This window comes from Sphaerisporangium viridialbum, assembly GCF_049674955.1.
Lineage (GTDB): Bacteria > Actinomycetota > Actinomycetes > Streptosporangiales > Streptosporangiaceae > Sphaerisporangium > Sphaerisporangium viridialbum.
The window spans coordinates 7,366,937-7,384,695 of sequence record NZ_CP187232.1 but is presented as its reverse complement, the minus strand read 5'-3'; the positions used below and the strand labels follow the sequence as shown (position 1 = coordinate 7,384,695).

Genomic DNA, 17,759 nt, shown 5'->3' with positions numbered 1-17,759 from the left:
CCGCCGCCGGATGGACGAGGCTGCGCCGTCAGTAGCCGGTGGCGGGGTCGATGATCCCGTCCAGGGGCAGCCCGGCGCGGAACCGGCGGACGTTGTGCTCCACCCGCTCGCACAGCATGCGCATGACGTACTCGGCCGAGTCCGCGCTGTGCGAGGTGATGAGGGCTCGCGGGTCGCTCCACAGCGGGTGGCCCTCCGGCAGGGGCTCGGGGTCGGTCACGTCCAGACCGGCGGCGGAGACGCGCCCCTCGGCCAGCGCCTGAACCAGCGCGCCGGTGTCGATGTGCGCGCCGCGCGCGACGTTGACGACCACGGCATGGGCGGGCAGCAGCGCCAGCTCGGCCGCGCCGACGATGTGCCTGGTCTCGGCGGTCAGGGCGAGGGCCAGCACCAGGACGTCGGTGCCGGGCAGCACGCCCGCCAGGGCCGAGGGCGGCAACGTCTCGTCGGCCCCCTCCACCTTGTCCGGCCGGCGGCGGATGACCCGGACGTGGCAGTCGAAGGGCCGCAGCAGCCGGACGAGCCGCTCGGCGATGCCCCCGCCGCCCAGGATGGTGACGCTGCGGCCGGCCAGCGAGCGGGGGTCGGTGGCGGACCAGCGCGGAGTGCGCGCCTGGCGCGAGACGTCGCGCAGGCAGGCGAGGACCAGCATGAGGGCGTGCTCGCTCACCTGCCCGGCGAAGGACCCCTTCGCGCAGGTGAACACCACGGGACGTTGGAAGACACCGGTGGCCGCGAACCTCTCCACGCCCGCCGAGGGGAGCTGCACCCACCGGACGTCCGGGTTCGCGTCCAGGGCCTCGCCCAGCGCGGCGGGCCGGGCGGGGGCGAGCCATACGAGCCCGTTGGCCTCGGCCGGGGGTACGACGGCCCCGCCGCCACGGGCCACGGCCTCCTCGACGCCGGACAGGAGCCGGTCGGGGTCGTCGGCACGCCCGCCGGCCGTCCGGGGCTCGGTATTCGGAAATATCGCGATACGGGCTTCCACGGCGTTCATTCTTGCGCACTAGGGTCGGCAGTCGTGGCGGAGATCTGGACGACGATCGGCACGGCGGCGGGGATGTTCGCCGGCACCGACATCGACGACATCATCGTGCTGACCGTCCTGTTCCTGTCCGCCAGGGCCGTGGGCAGGCCGAGGACATGGCACATCTGGGCCGGTCAGTACGCCGGCATCGCGATCCTGGTGGCGCTGTCGGTCGTCGCCGCGATCGGCCTGACGGTCGTGCCCGACCAGTGGGTGGGGCTGCTCGGGCTGGTGCCGTTCGGGCTGGGCGTCAGGAGCCTGGTCGCCGCCGTGCGCGCCCGCGGTGCGGACGGGGACGAGCCGCCGCCCGTCGCGACCGGGCTCGTCTCGGTGGTGGGGGTCACCGTCGCCAACGGCGCCGACAACGTCTCGGTGTACACGCCGGTGTTCCGCACGATCGGGCCGGGGAACACCGTGGTGACGGTCATGGTGTTCGCCGTAGGGGTCGCGCTGTGGTGCCTGGCGGCCTCGTGGCTCGGCTCGCACAAGAAGGTCGTCGAGCTCGTCGAGCGGTACGGCGAATGGATCGTCCCGGTGGTGTTCATGCTGATCGGCGCCGCGATCATCCTCGACTCGGGAGTCCTCACCCGCCTCCTCTGAGCCCTCAGCCGCGCGGGGCGTACATGATGAGCGCCACGCCGGCGAGGCAGACCAGGGCGCCGATCACGTCCCAGCGGTCGGGCCGGAAGCCGTCGACGATCATGCCCCAGGCCAGGGAGCCCGCGACGAAGACACCGCCGTAGGCCGCCAGGATGCGGCCGAAGTTGGGATCGGACTGGAAGGTGGCGACGAACCCGTAGACGCCGAGCGCCAGGACCCCCGCGCCGATCCAGAGCAGGCCACGATGCTCGCGCACGCCCTGCCATACCAGCCAGGCGCCCCCGATCTCGGCCACCGCCGCCAGGACGAACAGGGCGATGGAGCGCAACACGACCATGGCGATCAGCCTAGCGGTGGGTGGTGTCAGGAACCTGAGCCGTGCCCGCTGGTGCCGGGCCCGCGACCCGCCACGAACTCCCGGACGCTCGTGGCCGGGTGGCCGGTGAGCCGCTCGACGTCGTGGGTGAGCCGGTCGTAGCGGTTCAGCGCGTGGAGCCGCGCCATGGTGGCGATGTGCTCGGAGAGGTGCCCGGGCATCCCCCGCGCGGCGAGATCGTGGTCGATCCAGTGCTGGAGCGGCACGTCGACGTAGGTCACGGGCCGTCCGAGAGCCTGGGAGTACTCGGCCGCCACGGCGTTCATGTCCTGCGATCGCGGCCCGGTCAGCTCGTACACCTTCCCGATGTGCGCGGCGGGATCGGCGAGGACGGCCGTGGCCACGGCGGCGACGTCCGCCGCCGCCACGGGAGAGGTACGCGACGGGCCGAACGGCAGCCTGATGGAGGAGTCCTCGGCCATCGAGGCCTCGGCGAAGGTGGTGAAGAACGGGTGCTCCAGGAAGACGGTGGGCCTGAGCACGATGACGGGGAGGCCCGACCAGTCGAAGGCCCGCTCGGCGAGCCAGTGCAGGCGCTGCTGGTGTGACTCGGCCGTGCTCAGCACCGTCATGTCGGAGACGGTCATCTGGGACAGGCTGACGCACGCCTCCACGCCTCCGTGCTCGCGCGCCACGGCCGCCATCGTGACGGCGGCCTCCAGGTAGAGCGGGGAGACGCTCATGGAGAAGAACACCCGGTCACAGCCGTCCAGGGCGGGGACGACGTCGGCGGCCCTGGTCAGGTCGCCGGTCACCACCTCGGCGCCCAGGGCCCGGAGCGCATCGGCACGGTCGTCCTCGCGGTGGACGAGCGCGCGGACCGCCAGGCCGCGCTCCCGCAGACCCTCGACGACGCTCCGGCCGACCCCTCCGACCCTGCCGGCGGCGCCCGTGACGAGAATCAGCCGATCTGCGGACATCGACGCCCCCTTCTCGGTTCCGTCACGCCATTGTTCACGCGGTGCCGCAAGAAAGGTCTACACCAATTGGCGGTCGGTGAACCTCCTCTTAATCCCCGCTAATGACCAAGAATTGGTATATACCACGAGCCGCACGCGGAGTTTCGGCGGAGTTCACCCCGCAGAGCGAATGGATTAGACCGCTATATTGGGTTCTACCAGGGAAAACACCATGGTGAGGCGAGGGTGACGTTTCCCGAGGTAAATCGTAGGTAGAGTCCCCGGGACGAGGCGGAATCGTACGCCATTGAAGTCGTTGAAGGAGTTCGAGTGCCCAAGTACGTATACGACTTCACCGAGGGCAACAAGGATCTCAGGGATCTCCTCGGTGGTAAGGGTGCCAATCTCGCCGAGATGACGAACCTGGGTCTTCCCGTGCCTCCCGGGTTCACGATCACCGCCGAAGCCTGCCGCCGCTACCTGTCGGACGGAGGCTTCCCCGAGGGGCTCGCGGACGAGGTCGAGACCCACCTCACCGCGATGGAGAAGGGGATGGGCAAGCGCCTCGGCGACGCCGGCGACCCCCTGCTCGTCAGCGTGCGCTCCGGAGCCAGGTACTCCATGCCCGGGATGATGGAGACCGTCCTCAACATCGGCCTCAACGACGAGTCCGTCCAGGGCCTGGCCAAGCAGGCGGGGGACGAGCGCTTCGCCTGGGACTCCTACCGCAGGCTCATCCAGATGTTCGGCAAGACCGTGCTCGGCATCGACGGCGACCTGTTCGAGAACGGCATCGACGCGGCCAAGCGCCACAAGGGCGTCGACAGCGACCTGGACCTCGAAGCGGCCGACTTCCGGCGCCTGGTGGAGACGTACAAGGGCATCGTGCGGGAGCAGACCGGCCACGACTTCCCGTACGACCCGCGCGAGCAGATGCGGCTCGCCGTCGAGGCGGTCTTCGAGTCGTGGAACGCCCCGCGCGCGATCATCTACCGCCGCCAGGAGCGCATCCCCGCCGACCTCGGCACGGCGGTCAACATCGTCGCGATGGTCTTCGGCAACCTCGGCATGGAGTCCGGCACCGGCGTCGCGTTCACCCGCGACCCCGGCTCGGGCCAGCAGGGCGTGTACGGCGACTACCTGCGGAACGCCCAGGGTGAGGACGTCGTCGCGGGCATCCGCAACACCGTCCCCCTGCAGGAGCTCGCGGAGATCGACCCCGACTCCTACCAGCGGCTCCTCGACATCATGAAGACGCTGGAGAACCACTACCGCGACCTGTGCGACATCGAGTTCACGATCGAGCGCGGCAAGCTGTGGATGCTCCAGACCCGCGTCGGCAAGCGCACGGCGGCGGCGGCCTTCCGCATCGCCACCCAGCTCGTCGACCAGGGCCTCATCGACCTGGACGAGGCCGTCTCCCGGGTGACCGGCGACCAGCTCGCCCAGCTCATGTTCCCCCGGTTCGACGTCGGCGCCGACCTGCGGCGCATCGCGAAGGGCATGAACGCCTCGCCGGGCGCCGCCGTCGGCAAGGCCGTGTTCTCCTCCGAGCGGGCCAAGGAGCTGGCCGAGCGGGGCGAGGACGTCATCCTGGTCCGCAGGGAGACGACCCCGGACGACCTCGTCGGCATGATCGCCGCCCAGGGCGTGCTGACCAGCAGGGGCGGCAAGACCTCGCACGCCGCGGTGGTCGCGCGCGGCATGGGCAAGACCTGCGTGTGCGGAGCCGAGGAGCTGGAGGTCGACGCGCAGGAGAGGCGGTTCACCGCTCCCGATGGCGTGGTCGTCGAGGAGGGCGAGGTCATCTCCATCGACGGCGGCACCGGCGAGGTGTACCTCGGCGAGGTGCCGGTCATGGCCTCGCCCGTCGTGGAGTACTTCGAGGGGTCGGGCGACAGCGGCGACGAGCTCGTCCAGGCCGTGCACCGGATCATGAGCCACGCCGACGGGCGCCGCCGCCTGGACGTACGGGCCAACGCGGACAACCCCGACGACGCCGCCCGGGCCCGCAGGTTCGGCGCGCGGGGCATCGGGCTCTGCCGCACGGAGCACATGTTCCTGGGCGACCGGCGCAAGCTCGTCGAGGATCTGATCCTGGCCGGTTCGGCGGAGGAGCGCCGCGCGGCCCTGGACGCGCTCGAACCCCTCCAGCGGTCCGACTTCGCCGGAATCCTGGAGGCGATGGACGGGCTGCCGGTGACGATCCGGCTGATCGACCCACCGCTGCACGAGTTCCTGCCCGACATCACCGCCCTGTCGGTGAAGATCGCGCTGGCCGGTGACGGCGCGACCCCGAGGGACCGCAGGCTCCTCGACGCCGTCAAGCGGCTGCACGAGCAGAACCCGATGCTCGGCCTGCGCGGCGTACGGCTCGGCCTGGTGATCCCCGGCCTGTTCGCCATGCAGGTGCGTGCCATCGCCGAGGCGGCGGCCGAGCGGCGCGCGGCCGGGGGAGACCCCCGGGCCGAGATCATGATCCCGCTGGTCGCCGCCGTGCAGGAGCTGGAGGGCGTACGCGACGAGGCCGAGCGCATCCTGGCCGAGGTGGGCGTCGAGGCGCTGATCGGCACGATGATCGAGGTGCCCCGCGCGGCCCTCACCGCCGGGCAGATCGCCGAGGCGGCGCAGTTCTTCTCCTTCGGCACCAACGACCTGACCCAGATGACCTGGGGCTTCTCCCGTGACGACGTCGAGGCGGCGTTCTTCTCGCGCTACCTGGACCTCGGGATCTTCGGGGTGTCCCCGTTCGAGACGATCGACCGGAGCGGCGTGGGCCGGTTGATGAGCATCGCCGTCGAGGAGGGGCGCAGGACCCGTCCGGACATCAAGCTGGGCATCTGCGGAGAGCACGGCGGCGACCCCGAGTCGGTGCACTTCTGTCACGAGATCGGCCTGGACTACGTCTCCTGCTCGCCGTTCAGGGTGCCCGTGGCCCGCCTGGAGGCCGGGCGCGCCGCCCTCGCGTGCGCGGAGCCCGAGTCCCGGTGACCCCTGCCCGCCCCGCCCTCCGCCGGTCCTCGCCGGTGGGGGTCGGGAGCGGGCCGTAGGGGGGGTTTACGGGTCGTCTGACCTGCGAAGAGGCTGGAGATCTGCCGGACATCGTGAGTTTCCTGCATGTTTGTGATGCACAACCCCTCGCAGGGGTAGCATCCCCGCTACCGATGAGAGCGTATGAAGAGTTCGACCAGGCGAGATGGGTCCCGGAACCTCCCGGCAACCCCGAGCGCAGCGCGTTCGAACGCGACCGCGCCCGGGTGCTGCACAGCGCGGCCTTACGGCGGCTGGCGGCCAAGACCCAGGTGGTCGGGCCGGGGGAGATCCCCGACCACGGCCGGCACATCCCGCGCACCCGCCTGACCCACTCCCTCGAATGCGCCCAGATCGGCAGGGAGATGGGCAAGGCGCTCGGCTGTGACCCCGATCTGGTGGAGACGGCCTGCCTGGCCCACGACCTCGGCCATCCGCCGTTCGGGCACAACGGCGAGACGGCGCTCAACGAGCTCGCGGCCAGGTGCGGGGGCTTCGAGGGCAACGCCCAGAGCCTGCGGCTGCTGACCCGGCTGGAGGCCAAGGTGCTCACCGCTGACGGCAGGAGCGCCGGGCTCAACCTCACCCGCGCGACGCTCGACTCGGCGCTGAAGTACCCCTGGACCTCCGACCACGGGCCGAAGTTCGGCGTGTACCCCGATGACCTGCCGGTCTTCGAATGGGTGCGGAGCGGCGTCCCGTCCTCCCGGGTCAGCTTCGAGGCGCAGGTCATGGACTGGTCCGACGACGTGGCCTACTCCGTCCACGACCTGGAGGACGCCCTGCACTCCGGGCACGTCACGCTGGCCCTGCTGCGCGATCCGGGGGAGCGGCGCGGCGTCTGCGAGCGCACCCTCAAGTCGTACGCCGGCGACGCCTGCCTGACCGAGCTGGAGGACACCCTCGCCCGCCTGATCGCCGAGCCGCTGTGGCCCTCCCACTTCGAGGGCACCATGGCCGACCTGGTGGCGCTCAAGTCGTTCACCAGCGCGCTGATCGGGCGGTTCTGCCTGTCCGCGCAGGCCGCCACCCTCCGGGCGTACGGCCCGGGGTTCACCAGGCACGGCGCCGACCTGATCGTGCCGAGGGCCACCCGTCTCGAGTGCGCGCTGCTCAAGGGGGTCACCGCGCACTACGTGATGTCCAGGGCGGACCACAACGCCAACCAGGCCCGCCAGCGCGAGCTGATCGCCGAGCTGGCCTCGATGATCATGCTGGGCGCCCCGGGAACGCTGGAGCCCGCGCTGCGGGCCGCCTTCTGCGAGGCGAGCGACGACGCGGGCCGGCTGCGCGTGGTGGTCGACCAGATCGCCTCGCTGACCGACGTCTCGGCGGTCGCCCTGCACCGGGGCCTCGGCTCCCGCGCCTAGCGCCCGTGAGCGCCCGGCCTAGCCGGTGGTGACGACGTCAGGGTCCGGGCTCTGGGTCGGGATGGGCCGCTCGGGCTTCTTGCCGGGCTTGGAGGTGCACAGGGTCTGGCACGGGGGAGCGGCGCCCACCCTGGCCCGCACGGCGGCCACCTGCTGGGCGGGGGAGAGCGTGGGGTTGCCGCTCAGCCACGCGTCCAGGTAGTTCCACGGGTTGACCATGCCCCGTCGGACCCACCACAGCGTGGACGGCGTGGCCCAGGACATCGCGAAGTAGAGGTTGGAGCCCCCGCCCCTGGCGTTCCCCGAGTCGCCGATCTGCCCGAGCACCTGGCCCGCGCTCACGCCCATGCCCGGCTTGAGGCCCTGCGCGACCGATTCGAGGTGGCCACCGAGGTACAGGACGCCGTCGGCGCCCACGATCGAGACGAACCGGCCCTCGCGGTCGGCGCCGTGGTCGGTGGAGGACTGCCAGCGGTTCCTGACGTTCACCTCGCGCACGGTGCCGCTGACGGGGGCGACGAAGGAGCAGCCCTTCCCCGCCCAGATCGTGGTCTTGGGCAGCACCAGCTGCTTGCGGGCGTAGCTGACCCGGCATCCGCGCACGGGGAAGACGTAGCTGAACCTCGACAGGCGCGGCGGGGGCACCCGGACCGGGGCGTCGCCGGGCGGCGGCTCGACCGCGGGCGCGGAGGCGCTGGGCTTCAGCGTGGCGGCGTCGATTTCGCCTCGCCCGCTGGGAGACGCCACTGGCGTACTGGCGGCCCGCGCTCCGCCGGAGGTCACGGCGGCCCCGGACGTGCTCTCCGCCGGAGTGGGCGCGGGTGGCTGCGTGCTGATGCCGGCCACTCCGCCAGGGGCGGCGCAGGCGGCGGTGACCAGCACGGCCGCGGCAATGGCGGCGAGTCGCCCCGATCGCATGATCTCCACCCGCTTGACGTTACCGAAAATGAGCGTTTCCTTTGTAACCGACCTACATGACCCACACGACCCATTCGCGGAAAATCACCCACCATGTACGGCTCGCGCCCCAGGTTGCCGGCGGTGAGCCGTAGACTCACGGCGTGGCAGGGCGGATCAGTGACGAGGACATCGCGCTCGTGCGTGAGCGCTCATCGATCGCCGAGGTCGTGGGCGAGCATATCCAGCTCCGCAACGCGGGCGGCGGCAATCTCAAGGGCCTGTGCCCCTTCCACGATGAGAAGTCCCCTTCGTTCAACGTCACCCCCTCTCGCGGCTACTGGTACTGCTTCGGATGCGCCGAGGGCGGCGACGTCATCACGTTCGTCCGCAAGCTGGAGCACCTCACCTTCACCGACGCGATCGAGCGGCTGGCGCAGCGCGCGGGCATCCAGCTCCGCTACGAGCAGGGCGGTTACGTCCCGGGGCGCGAGCACGGTGAGCGCAGCCGCCTGATCGAGGCGCACAAGGCCGCCGCCGAGTTCTACGCCTCCCTGCTCTCGGAGGCCGAGGCGGCGCCTGGCCGCAGGTTCCTGTCCGAGCGGGGCTTCGAGCGGGTCGACGCCGAGCACTTCGGGGTGGGCTACGCCCCCGCCGAGTGGGACCGCCTCGCCCGCCACCTGCTGGGCCGGGGGTTCACCGCCGCCGAGCTGATCAAGGGCGGCCTGGCCAGAGAGGGGCGCAGAGGCCCCGTCGACCGGTTCCGCGGCCGGCTGGTCTGGCCGATCCGCGACATCACCAACGAGGTGATCGGGTTCGGCGCGCGCAAGCTCCTCGACAGCGACGACGGCCCCAAATACCTCAACACCCCCGAAAGCCCCATCTACAAGAAGAGCACCGTGCTCTACGGCATCGACCTCGCCAAGCGCGAGATCTCCAAGCGCTCCCAGGCGGTCATCGTCGAGGGCTACACCGACGTGATGGCCTGCCACCTGGCCGGCGTGCCCACCGCGGTCGCCACCTGCGGCACCTCCTTCGGCGAGGAGCACATCAAGGTCCTGCGGCGGCTCCTGCTCGACCAGGCCGAGTTCCGCGGCGAGGTCGTCTTCACCTTCGACGGCGACTCCGCCGGGCAGAAGGCCGCGCTCAGGGCCTTCGCCGACGAGCAGAAGTTCGTCACCCAGACCTTCGTGGCCGTGCAGCCCGACGGGCTGGACCCCTGTGACCTGCGGGTCAAGCAGGGCGACGCCGCGGTGCGCGACCTGATCGCCAGCCGCGAGCCGCTGTTCGCCTTCGCCATCCGCAGCGTCATCTCGCGCTACGAGCTCAACTCCAACGAGGGGCGCCTCGCCGCGCTCGACGCCGCCGCGCCGCTGGTGGCCGGCATCAAGGATCAGGCGCTGCGCGACAGGTACGCCGTCGACCTCGACCGCTGGCTCGGCTTCGTGGACGAGCAGATGGTGCGGCGGCGCGTCCACGAGGTCGCGGGGCGCTCCGCCCCCGGCGGCCGTCCCGGCGCCCCTGAGCGGCCCGCCAGGCGCGCGGCGGCGTCTCGCCCGGTCGATCACGCCGACCCCGTCGTGCGCATCGAGTCCGAGGCGCTGAAGCTCGCGGTGCAGCGCCCAGCGCTCATGGGCCCGGAGTTCGACGCGCTCGGGGCGCAGGCGTTCACCACGCCCGAGCATGTCGCGCTGTACGAGCTGATCATGTCAGCGGGCGGCACGGTTGCGGGCGGCCCGGGCGGGCGCGAATGGGTCGACCTGCTGCTCCAGGCCACCGAGGACGACGCCCTGCGTGCGCTGGCGACCAGATTCGCGGTGGAGGCCCTGCGTGCCGACATGGCCAGTGAGGAGCGATACGGCCCGGCCGTGCTGGCCCGGCTGGCCGAGAACGCGGTGACGCGGGCGCTCGTCCAGATCAAGGCCAAGATGCAGCGTCTCAACCCCGTTGAGCAGCAGCAGGACTACAACCGGCTCTTCGGGGAACTCGTGGCGCTCGAACAACAACGACGGGTGTTAAGAGAACGCGCCGTCGGAGCGTAATTAGCTTTACTATCCGCTTCTCACGGCCGCCAAACTTTTGGTTGATATCGATTCGGTAATAGCTCTGGCCTTACCTTCTGTGCCAAAAATAGGCCTGCCCTTTTCTGGTCCCTATACCGCAGACTATGTCCCGTGGGTGCATCGGTGCTGCCAAGTGGACCGCCATCGGTAGATCAGGTGGCGGATCTAGTCGCGAGAGGAAGGGAGCGCGGGAGCGTCACCGTCGACGACGTGGCCGCCGCGCTTGACCGCTCCGAGTTGCCGGCCGACGCGCTGGAACGCGTCGTGCGGATGCTCGCCGAAAAGGGTGTGGAGGTGCTCGAGCCTCAGGCGGAGGAGGACACCGTCCGCCCCGATGAGGAGGACGTCGGCAAGCGGGCGCCGACCAGCGACCTCGTCCGCATCTACCTGCGGGAGATCGGCCGGGTTCCGCTGCTGACGGCCGAGGAGGAGGTGGAGCTGGCCAAGGCCATCGAGGCGGGCCTGTTCGCCGAGGACAAGCTGTGCGATCTCGGGCTGCGGCTCGCCAAGCCCGAGTTCGAGGAGCTCGTCTGGGAGGGCGTCCGGGCGAAGCAACGGCTCATCGAGGCCAATCTCCGGCTCGTGGTGTCGATCGCGAAACGCTATGTCGGGCGCGGAATGCTCTTCCTCGATCTGATCCAGGAGGGCAACCTGGGTCTCATCCGGGCGGTCGAGAAATTCGACTACACCAAGGGATATAAGTTCTCCACGTATGCCACGTGGTGGATTCGCCAGGCGATCACCCGGGCGATCGCGGACCAGGCGCGCACCATTCGAATTCCCGTGCACATGGTCGAGACGATCAACAAGCTCGTGCGGGTGCAGCGGCAGCTCCACCAGGATCTCGGCAGGGAGCCCGCTCCCGAGGAGATCGCCCTGGAGATGGACCTGCCCGTCGACCGCGTGGTGGAGATCCAGCGCATCGCCCAGGAGCCCGTGTCGCTCCAGTCGCCGATCGGCGAGGAGGACTCCGACCTCGGTGACTTCATCGAGGACGCCGACGCGGTGGTGCCGATCGAGGCGGCGGCGTTCATCATGCTGCAGGACCAGCTGGACGACATCCTCGCCACCCTGTCCGACAGGGAGCAGCGGATCATCCAGCTCCGCTTCGGGCTGTCCGACGGCCATCCGAGGACCCTGGAGGAGGTCGGCAGGGAGTTCGGCGTCACGCGCGAGCGCATCCGGCAGATCGAGTCCAAGACGCTGGCCAAGCTGCGCCACCCGACGCGCGCGCAGATGCTCCGCGACTACCTCGACTGAGCCGGCCCGTCCGGTCCACGGCCCCCGCCGGCCGCTCGCCGGCTCTGCCGGCCCCCGCCGGCCAGGCGGGCCGTGGACCGGGCCCGGCCACGCGGAGCCCGTGATCCGGGCGCCGCGGCTCGTACCGGCACCGGTCACGAGAGGAGGAAGGCAGGGACGGCACTCCCGTCTCCGCCTCAGGGCGGCAGGCGGCGCTCCCCTCCCGGGCGGCGACGGTCTCCTGCCGACAACCCGATGGACGCGCGGTCCGCGCTCGACGACACCGCGCTCGAGCAGGCCGCACTCGACGTGCTTGACGCGAACTGGACAGGGTCGGCCACCGTGCCGGCGGTGGGGCGCTACCCCCACCAGTGGAGCCTGGACTCCGCCTTCGTGGCGATCGGCCTCGCCCGCCGCCGCTGGTCCCGTGCCTGCGCCGAACTGCTGAGCCTGTTCGGCGGGCAGTGGAGCACCGGGATGCTGCCGCACATCGTCTTCGACCGGTCGACCGGTGAGGCCTACTACCCCGGCCCGTCGCTGTGGCGGTCGGCCGACTGCGCGGCCGCGCCGCACGGGACGATCACCTCGGGGCTCACCCAGCCGCCGCTCCAGGCCTGCGCCGTGTGGTGGATCTGGCGGTACGCCTCCGACCGCGACGCCGCCCTCGCCTTCGTACGGCGGGCCTGGCCGAACCTGGTCGCTCAGCACGACTACCTGGCCTCGGCCCGCGACCTCGGCGGGGACGGCCTCGCGGCGATCGTCCACCCCTGGGAGTCGGGCCTGGACGACAGCCCGGTCTGGGACGCCCCGCTCGCCGCCCTTCCCCTCGTGCGCTACGCGTACGCGCTGGAGGAGTGGCGGTCCGACAGTCACCACGACCGCTACGTGTGGCTGGCCACGCGCTACCGCGACTCCGGCTACGGCGCGGGCTACCTGCGCGACGAGCATCCCTTCGCCGTCGAGGACCCGCTGTTCAACGGGATCTGGCTGGCCTCGTGCGTGGCGCTGGCCGGGCTCGCGGACGCCATCGGGGCCGACCGGGCGCCCTTCCGCGAGGCCGCCGACCGGATCAGGAGGGCGCTGCTCGACCGCCTGTGGGACGACGGCGCCTTCTACGCGCGCGACCTGCGCGCCGGGCGGCTGATCCCCGTCTGCTCCGTGGGGTGCTTCGGGCCGCTGCTGGACCCTGGCATGCCCGCCCCGGTCGTCGGGGTGCTCGCCGAACTGCTGGAGTCGCGCTTCCTCGGCCCGAGCGGCTATCCCGTGCCGAGCTGCGAGGTGCGGGCGCTGGAGTTCGACAGGTCGACGTACTGGCGCGGGCCGTCCTGGGTGAACACCAACTGGCTGCTCTGGCGCGGGGCGGTCGTGCACGGCCTGGACGACCTGCGGGCGTCGCTGGCGGCGAGCACCCTCAGGCTCGTACGGCAGGCGGGGTTCCGCGAGTGCTTCGACCCCTTCGACGGCATGGGCAGGGGTTGCCGGGACTTCTCCTGGTCGGCCGCCCTCACCCTCGACCTGCTCGCCAGGTAGCTTTCACCCATGCGACTTCCCTGGGGCTCCCGGAGCCTTCCCGCCGAGGCGGGCGTCACGCTGGAGCCGGGCGAACGGGTGCTCGTGCACGCCCGCACGCCGGACGGCGCGTACGTCGTGGCCACCGACCGGGCGCTGCGCCTGCCGGGCGAGGAGCCCCTGCCCTGGTACCGCATCGACCGGGCGATGTGGGACGAGGAGGGGCTGCGCATCGTGGCCACCGACGGCGCCGAGCGGTGGCTGGCGCTGCCCGAGCCCGGACGCCTGCCCGAGGCCGTACGGGAGCGGGTCACCTCGTCGATCCTGGCGAGCCGCCACGTGAGCCTCGGGAACCGCGGGGGAGTGCGCCTGGTCGCGCGCCGGGTGCCGGGACAGGACACCGCGGAGTGGGAGTTCGTCTTCGACCCGGGCCTCGATCCTGCCGACCCGGGCCTGCGCGCCGCCGCCGAGCAGGCGCTGGAGGAGCTGAGGCGCAACCTCGGCGTCTGAGGGCGCCCGGGCCTCATGCCCGCACGCCTCATGCCCGCACGCCTCGTCGAGTGAAGCGAGGCGGCCCACGTGGGACTCCGCGTGGGCCGCCTTCACGTGGTGCCGGGTCAGGTGACCCGGTTCACCTCGGTGTCCGGCCAGCCGGTGCCGGTGTCGTCCCTGACGACGGCCCAGCCGTTCCTGTGCAGAAAGGGCACCCTGTCGCCGAGCACGTCGCCGAGCTTGTGCCGGGTCACCTCGGCGGCCTTGGAGGCCTGGGCTCCGGCCACGCCCGCGGCCTGCTGGACCATGGGATTGTCGGCGACCCGCTGTGTCACCCGCTTGATCTGCTCGTACCGCTCCCGGCCTGCCCGGCTGCCCAAGACGTAGCCGACGGCCAGGCCCACGGCGAACGTGAATCGATATCGCATCTGCTACCTCCGCGTGCCGCTGGCATCCCCGCTCTTCGCCTCCCCTACCCCGGCTGCGAAGGGTTATGGTCCCGACGGGCCGCGCGTTCTGCCGGAAGGCCGCCGTCGGGGGCTGGGGAAGAGGTCTGAGTGATCCGGATGCGACACGCACCCCCCGGAATGCGCTAATCTAGTTCCGCGCCGCAAGGAAGGGCCAACACCCTCCTCGCGACGCGCCAGACGATCCCGTGTAGCTCAATCGGCAGAGCAGCCGGCTGTTAACCGGCAGGTTATAGGTTCGAGTCCTATCGCGGGAGCCACGCTCGCAAGCCCCAGGAGATTCTCCTGGGGCTTGTCGCGTTTCAGGACTCCGAAGATCCCTCTGAGATATGGGGGGACAAATCACAAGCGATGACCGAAGATGTGGGTCTGCCGTGCTTCGTGCCGCTGTGCTCACGCGCCAGCACCTGGTGTGACCGCGTTCGCGCGAGGTCCGAAGTCACGGCTGCCGCGGATCATGCAACGCAGCGGGGAAGGCCGCTGCACTCAGGGTTTTCGCGCCGCCGGAACGGCCGGATACCTGTGAGAACAATGTGGCGGTTGTCCTATGGTGTTCTGGATGAGATCTCGACGGCTGTTCTCAGTTTCCGACCTGTCTCAGGCATCCCGGCAGTCACCGGGAGAGGCTCCCCTCGGCGAGTTACCGGCCTACGTCGGGCGCCGGGCCGCGGGGAGGATGGACTCCGACCAGGAGGCGAGAGGAGCGGGCCCCGCCGTACCCCCGCCGGACGAGCGCATCGGGAGGGCCGACCCTGCGGAGGCCGAGAAGTTCCTGCGGCTGTTCCACGAGGAGAACCCCGAAGCGGGGCCGGTGGAGCCACGGCTGAACCAGGTGCTCGCGCAGATCGCGCGGTATGGGACCTACACCCACACCCCCGAGGAGCTGACCTTCGGCGCCCGGGTCGCCTGGCGCAACAGCAACCGGTGCATCGGCCGCCTGTACTGGCAGTCGCTCCGTGTCAGGGACATGCGCTCGGTCGAAAGCGCAGAGGGCGTCGCGGTGGAGTGCGTCAACCACCTGCGGGAGGCCACCGGCTCGGGACGGATCCGGCCGACGATCACGGTCTTCGCGCAGGACCTGCCGGGCCGGCCGGGGCCGAGGATCCAGAACGAGCAGCTCATCCGCTACGCGGGGTACCGCACGCCGGACGGGGCTGTGGTCGGGGACGCGCGCAACGCCGCCCTCACCGCGTCGGCGATGCGCCTCGGGTGGGCGGGCGGCCCTGGGACGCGCTTCGACGTGCTGCCCCTGGTGATCGAGGACGCGCGCAGGATCTCGCCGCTGCTGGCGACCATCCCGGGCGACGCCATCCTGGAGGTGCCGCTTTCCCACCCGGCGTACCCGTGGTTCGAACGGCTCGGCCTGCGCTGGCACGCCGTGCCCGTGATCTCCAACATGTGCCTGGAGATCGGCGGTGTCTGCTACCCGTGCGCCCCGTTCAACGGCTGGTACATGGGGACCGAGATCGGCGCGCGGAACCTCGCCGACGAGGACCGCTACAACCAGCTTCCCGTGGTGGCGGAGAGACTCGGGCTCGACACCTCCAACGACCGTACGCTGTGGAAGGACCACGCGCTGGTGGAGCTGAACGTCGCGGTGCTGCACTCCTTCGGGCAGGCGGGCGTCACGATCACCGACCACCACACCGAGGCCCGCAGGTTCATCTCCCATCTGGAGCGTGAGGAGCGTTCTGGACGGGTCTGTCCCGCCGACTGGTCCTGGATCGTCCCGCCGCTCTCCGGCTCGCTCACACCCGTCTTCCACCGCTACTACGACGACGTGCAGCTGACCCCCGCCTTCGTCCAGCACCACCGCAAGGGCGAGCACGACGGCTGACCCCCCGTTCCCGCCTCCCCGGCGGAATTGGTGTAGAACGTTATTCGGTAGCGGTCTCTCCGGGAGGTTCGATGTCCGATCTCGTGCTGTCGTCGCTGGACGAGGGCGTGCTCACGCTGACGTTCAACCGGCCGGACCGGCTGAACGCGTGGATGGACGCCATGGGGCGGCGCTATTTCGACCTGCTGGAGGAGGCCGAGCGCGACCCTGAGGTGCGCGCGATCGTGGTCACCGGCGCGGGCAAGGGATTCTGCGCGGGCGCGGACTTCCAGACGCTCACCGCCCTGCAGGACGGCTCGTACGACGAGGAGCCGGACAAGCGTCCCAACACCCATCCCACGACGATCCGCAAGCCGATCGTCGCGGCGGTCAACGGCGCCTGCGCGGGGCTCGGCATGGTGCACGCGCTGGTGTGCGACGTGGTGTTCACCTCGGCCGACGCCAAGTGGACCACGGCGTTCGCCCGGCGCGGCCTCATCGCCGAGTACGGCCTCGCGTGGATCCTGCCCAAGCTCATCGGGCAGGCGAGGTCCATGGACCTGCTGCTCTCGGGCCGCACGTTCACCGGCACGGAGGCGGGCGAGCTGGGCCTGGTCAACCGCGTGGTGCCGGGGGACCGGCTGCTCGAAGAGGCGGTCGCCTACGCGCGCGAGCTGGCGGCGCACAGCTCGCCGGCCTCGATGGCCGTGATCAAGCGGCAGGTCTGGGGCGCCTGGCAGGAGTCACTCGACGACTCCGCCGCCGAGGCGGTCCGGCTCATGATGGAAGCGTTCGGGCGGCGCGATTTCGCGGAGGGCGTCGCGAGCTTCCTGGAGCGCCGTCCCCCGGCGTTTCCACCGCTGAGCTAGGCGGTTTCGACCCGCCTGCGTGGTATTCACCTCCATCTCCCGGGGTCCGGCAGGAGTTCCACCTGGGGATGTCGGCTTGGGCCCCCCGGCGTTGGCGAAGGGGCTCCGCATGGTGTTGAATGGCAGTGGTTGTAGTGGAGGTTCGTTAACGTGTAGCAGCGCCTGCGGAGTTCTTACAGCGGGCGTTCCACCGTGCGAAGCCAATGTGCTTTCAAGGGGCGGTCGGTCGCTAAACAACCCGGGGCTCCACGCCCGTGGACCTCGTAGATCGTCTCATGAGGAGATCAGTTTCATGGCTCAGGGAACCGTCAAGTGGTTCAACGCCGAAAAGGGCTTCGGTTTCATCGCTCCCGATGACGGCAGTGCGGACGTCTTCGTCCACTACTCCGCCATCGACTCGAGCGGCTACCGCAGCCTGGAGGAGAACCAGCGCGTCGACTACCAGACGACGCGTGGGCCGAAGGGCCCCCAGGCGGAGCAGGTTCGCCCGCTCTAATCATTATTCGAGCCGCGAGGCTCCTGTGAAGGCGGCTCTGCCGCCTTCACCCCAAGGACGCAAGTAGGGGCGGTTTGCACCACCGCGAGCCGCCCTCGCGTCCATTGATTGGAGGTCCTCATTGGACCTATCCATAACCGTCCGTGCCGACACGGCCGTGTGCCGCGTCAGCGGGGACGTCGACATCTCATGCTCTCCCGTGCTGCGTGAGCGGCTTCTCGCCGCGCTCCAACCGCCGCGCGCCCGCCTCGTCCTCGACCTCTCCGAGGTCACCTTCATGGACGCCAGCGGGCTGGGCGCCCTCATGGCCGCCCGGCGTCGCTCGCTGCTTCTCGGTGGCGGAGTTCGCCTGGTGGCCCCCTCGTCTCCCGTGCGCCGCGTGCTCGAAGCGAGCGGGCTGCGATCCCGGTTTCCTGTGGAAGTAGGCACGTTCTCCGCGAAGGCGGATCCGGGGGTCGCGCAGCTCGCCTCGCAGTGACCGCCGTACGGACTGTAAAACCTTGATCGAAACGGCGCCTTCTCCGGAGTTTCTCCGGACAGGAGGCGTCGTTTCGTCTTACCATGTCTTGACAAGGATCCATGTATTTCCTACCTTCTAAATAGGTAAAT

The 17,759-nt window shown here is 70.5% G+C and carries 16 protein-coding genes and 1 tRNA gene; 12 read left to right on the top strand and 5 right to left on the bottom strand.

What is annotated here, in order from left to right:
- Positions 1-28: 28 nt before the first annotated feature.
- On the bottom strand, positions 29-988 hold the full coding sequence (locus ACOZ38_RS33290; RefSeq protein WP_424535020.1) for a D-isomer specific 2-hydroxyacid dehydrogenase family protein: 960 nt from the start codon (positions 986-988) through the stop codon (positions 29-31).
- Between the two features lie 33 nt (positions 989-1,021).
- Between ACOZ38_RS33290 and ACOZ38_RS33285 the strand changes: the two genes are divergently transcribed.
- The gene (locus ACOZ38_RS33285) at positions 1,022-1,627 is read left to right on the top strand and encodes a cadmium resistance transporter (RefSeq protein WP_424535019.1); all 606 of its coding nucleotides are present in this window, start codon (positions 1,022-1,024) and stop codon (positions 1,625-1,627) included.
- Between the two features lie 4 nt (positions 1,628-1,631).
- Here the strand turns inward: ACOZ38_RS33285 and ACOZ38_RS33280 are convergent, their stop codons facing one another.
- A complete protein-coding gene (locus ACOZ38_RS33280; protein ID WP_405139781.1) occupies positions 1,632-1,964 on the bottom strand; it encodes a YnfA family protein in 333 nt (110 codons plus the stop codon).
- A 26-nt stretch (positions 1,965-1,990) separates the two neighbouring features.
- Positions 1,991-2,923 (bottom strand): NAD(P)H-binding protein, encoded by a 933-nt coding sequence (locus ACOZ38_RS33275; protein WP_424535018.1) that lies wholly within the window; start codon positions 2,921-2,923, stop codon positions 1,991-1,993.
- A 309-nt stretch (positions 2,924-3,232) separates the two neighbouring features.
- Here ACOZ38_RS33275 and ppdK point away from each other — a divergent pair, with 309 nt between their 5' ends.
- Positions 3,233-5,893 carry a pyruvate, phosphate dikinase gene (ppdK, locus tag ACOZ38_RS33270; protein WP_424535017.1) on the top strand — a complete coding sequence of 887 codons (2,661 nt, stop codon included), beginning with the start codon at positions 3,233-3,235 and terminating at the stop codon, positions 5,891-5,893.
- Positions 5,894-6,066: 173 nt separating this feature from the next.
- Entirely contained in the window at positions 6,067-7,302 is a 1,236-nt protein-coding gene (locus tag ACOZ38_RS33265; protein WP_424535016.1) for a deoxyguanosinetriphosphate triphosphohydrolase, read from the top strand.
- An 18-nt stretch (positions 7,303-7,320) separates the two neighbouring features.
- Here the strand turns inward: ACOZ38_RS33265 and ACOZ38_RS33260 are convergent, their stop codons facing one another.
- Complete coding sequence (locus tag ACOZ38_RS33260) at positions 7,321-8,220, bottom strand: M23 family metallopeptidase (RefSeq protein WP_424537129.1); 900 nt, start codon at positions 8,218-8,220, stop codon at positions 7,321-7,323.
- Positions 8,221-8,363: 143 nt separating this feature from the next.
- Between ACOZ38_RS33260 and dnaG the strand changes: the two genes are divergently transcribed.
- The 4 genes from dnaG (at position 8,364) to ACOZ38_RS33240 (ending at position 13,520) form a co-directional block, all read left to right on the top strand.
- Complete coding sequence (dnaG, locus tag ACOZ38_RS33255) at positions 8,364-10,241, top strand: DNA primase (RefSeq protein ID WP_424535015.1); 1,878 nt, start codon at positions 8,364-8,366, stop codon at positions 10,239-10,241.
- 144 nt (positions 10,242-10,385) lie between these two features.
- Positions 10,386-11,522 carry an RNA polymerase sigma factor RpoD gene (gene rpoD / locus ACOZ38_RS33250; protein ID WP_358555767.1) on the top strand — a complete coding sequence of 379 codons (1,137 nt, stop codon included), beginning with the start codon at positions 10,386-10,388 and terminating at the stop codon, positions 11,520-11,522.
- 234 nt (positions 11,523-11,756) lie between these two features.
- Positions 11,757-13,031 (top strand): amylo-alpha-1,6-glucosidase, encoded by a 1,275-nt coding sequence (locus tag ACOZ38_RS33245; RefSeq protein ID WP_424535014.1) that lies wholly within the window; start codon positions 11,757-11,759, stop codon positions 13,029-13,031.
- A gap of 9 nt (positions 13,032-13,040) precedes the next feature.
- Positions 13,041-13,520, top strand: coding sequence for a hypothetical protein (locus tag ACOZ38_RS33240; RefSeq protein WP_424535013.1), 480 nt, complete (start codon positions 13,041-13,043; stop codon positions 13,518-13,520).
- A gap of 107 nt (positions 13,521-13,627) precedes the next feature.
- Here ACOZ38_RS33240 and ACOZ38_RS33235 read toward each other — a convergent pair whose 3' ends face one another.
- Positions 13,628-13,930: a YtxH domain-containing protein gene (locus ACOZ38_RS33235; protein ID WP_424535012.1), complete on the bottom strand. Its 303-nt coding sequence runs from the start codon at positions 13,928-13,930 to the stop codon at positions 13,628-13,630.
- A 223-nt stretch (positions 13,931-14,153) separates the two neighbouring features.
- Here ACOZ38_RS33235 and ACOZ38_RS33230 point away from each other — a divergent pair.
- From ACOZ38_RS33230 to ACOZ38_RS33210, 5 genes are all read left to right on the top strand, one after another.
- Positions 14,154-14,229 (top strand) — tRNA-Asn (locus ACOZ38_RS33230).
- A gap of 299 nt (positions 14,230-14,528) precedes the next feature.
- Positions 14,529-15,806, top strand: coding sequence for a nitric oxide synthase oxygenase (locus ACOZ38_RS33225; protein ID WP_424535011.1), 1,278 nt, complete (start codon positions 14,529-14,531; stop codon positions 15,804-15,806).
- 71 nt (positions 15,807-15,877) lie between these two features.
- Complete coding sequence (locus ACOZ38_RS33220; protein WP_405139764.1) at positions 15,878-16,654, top strand: enoyl-CoA hydratase-related protein; 777 nt, start codon at positions 15,878-15,880, stop codon at positions 16,652-16,654.
- A 292-nt stretch (positions 16,655-16,946) separates the two neighbouring features.
- Entirely contained in the window at positions 16,947-17,150 is a 204-nt protein-coding gene (locus tag ACOZ38_RS33215; RefSeq protein ID WP_248964071.1) for a cold-shock protein, read from the top strand.
- Positions 17,151-17,271: 121 nt separating this feature from the next.
- Positions 17,272-17,628, top strand: a complete 357-nt coding sequence (locus ACOZ38_RS33210) for an STAS domain-containing protein (RefSeq protein ID WP_405139762.1) — start codon at positions 17,272-17,274, stop codon at positions 17,626-17,628.
- Positions 17,629-17,759 lie beyond the last annotated feature (131 nt).

Bases quoted from the DNA above. Each gene is read 5' to 3' on its own strand.
- ACOZ38_RS33280 (WP_405139781.1), bottom strand. From the start codon at position 1,964: ATGGTCGTGTTGCGCTCCATCGCCCTGTTCGTCCTGGCGGCGGTGGCC.
- ACOZ38_RS33275 (WP_424535018.1), bottom strand. From the start codon at position 2,923: ATGTCCGCAGATCGGCTGATTCTCGTCACGGGCGCCGCCGGCAGGGTC.
- ACOZ38_RS33265 (WP_424535016.1), top strand. From the start codon at position 6,067: ATGAGAGCGTATGAAGAGTTCGACCAGGCGAGATGGGTCCCGGAACCT.
- ACOZ38_RS33260 (WP_424537129.1), bottom strand. From the start codon at position 8,220: ATGCGATCGGGGCGACTCGCCGCCATTGCCGCGGCCGTGCTGGTCACC.
- ACOZ38_RS33245 (WP_424535014.1), top strand. From the start codon at position 11,757: ATGGACGCGCGGTCCGCGCTCGACGACACCGCGCTCGAGCAGGCCGCA.
- ACOZ38_RS33240 (WP_424535013.1), top strand. From the start codon at position 13,041: ATGCGACTTCCCTGGGGCTCCCGGAGCCTTCCCGCCGAGGCGGGCGTC.
- ACOZ38_RS33235 (WP_424535012.1), bottom strand. From the start codon at position 13,930: ATGCGATATCGATTCACGTTCGCCGTGGGCCTGGCCGTCGGCTACGTC.
- ACOZ38_RS33225 (WP_424535011.1), top strand. From the start codon at position 14,529: ATGAGATCTCGACGGCTGTTCTCAGTTTCCGACCTGTCTCAGGCATCC.
- ACOZ38_RS33220 (WP_405139764.1), top strand. From the start codon at position 15,878: ATGTCCGATCTCGTGCTGTCGTCGCTGGACGAGGGCGTGCTCACGCTG.
- ACOZ38_RS33215 (WP_248964071.1), top strand. From the start codon at position 16,947: ATGGCTCAGGGAACCGTCAAGTGGTTCAACGCCGAAAAGGGCTTCGGT.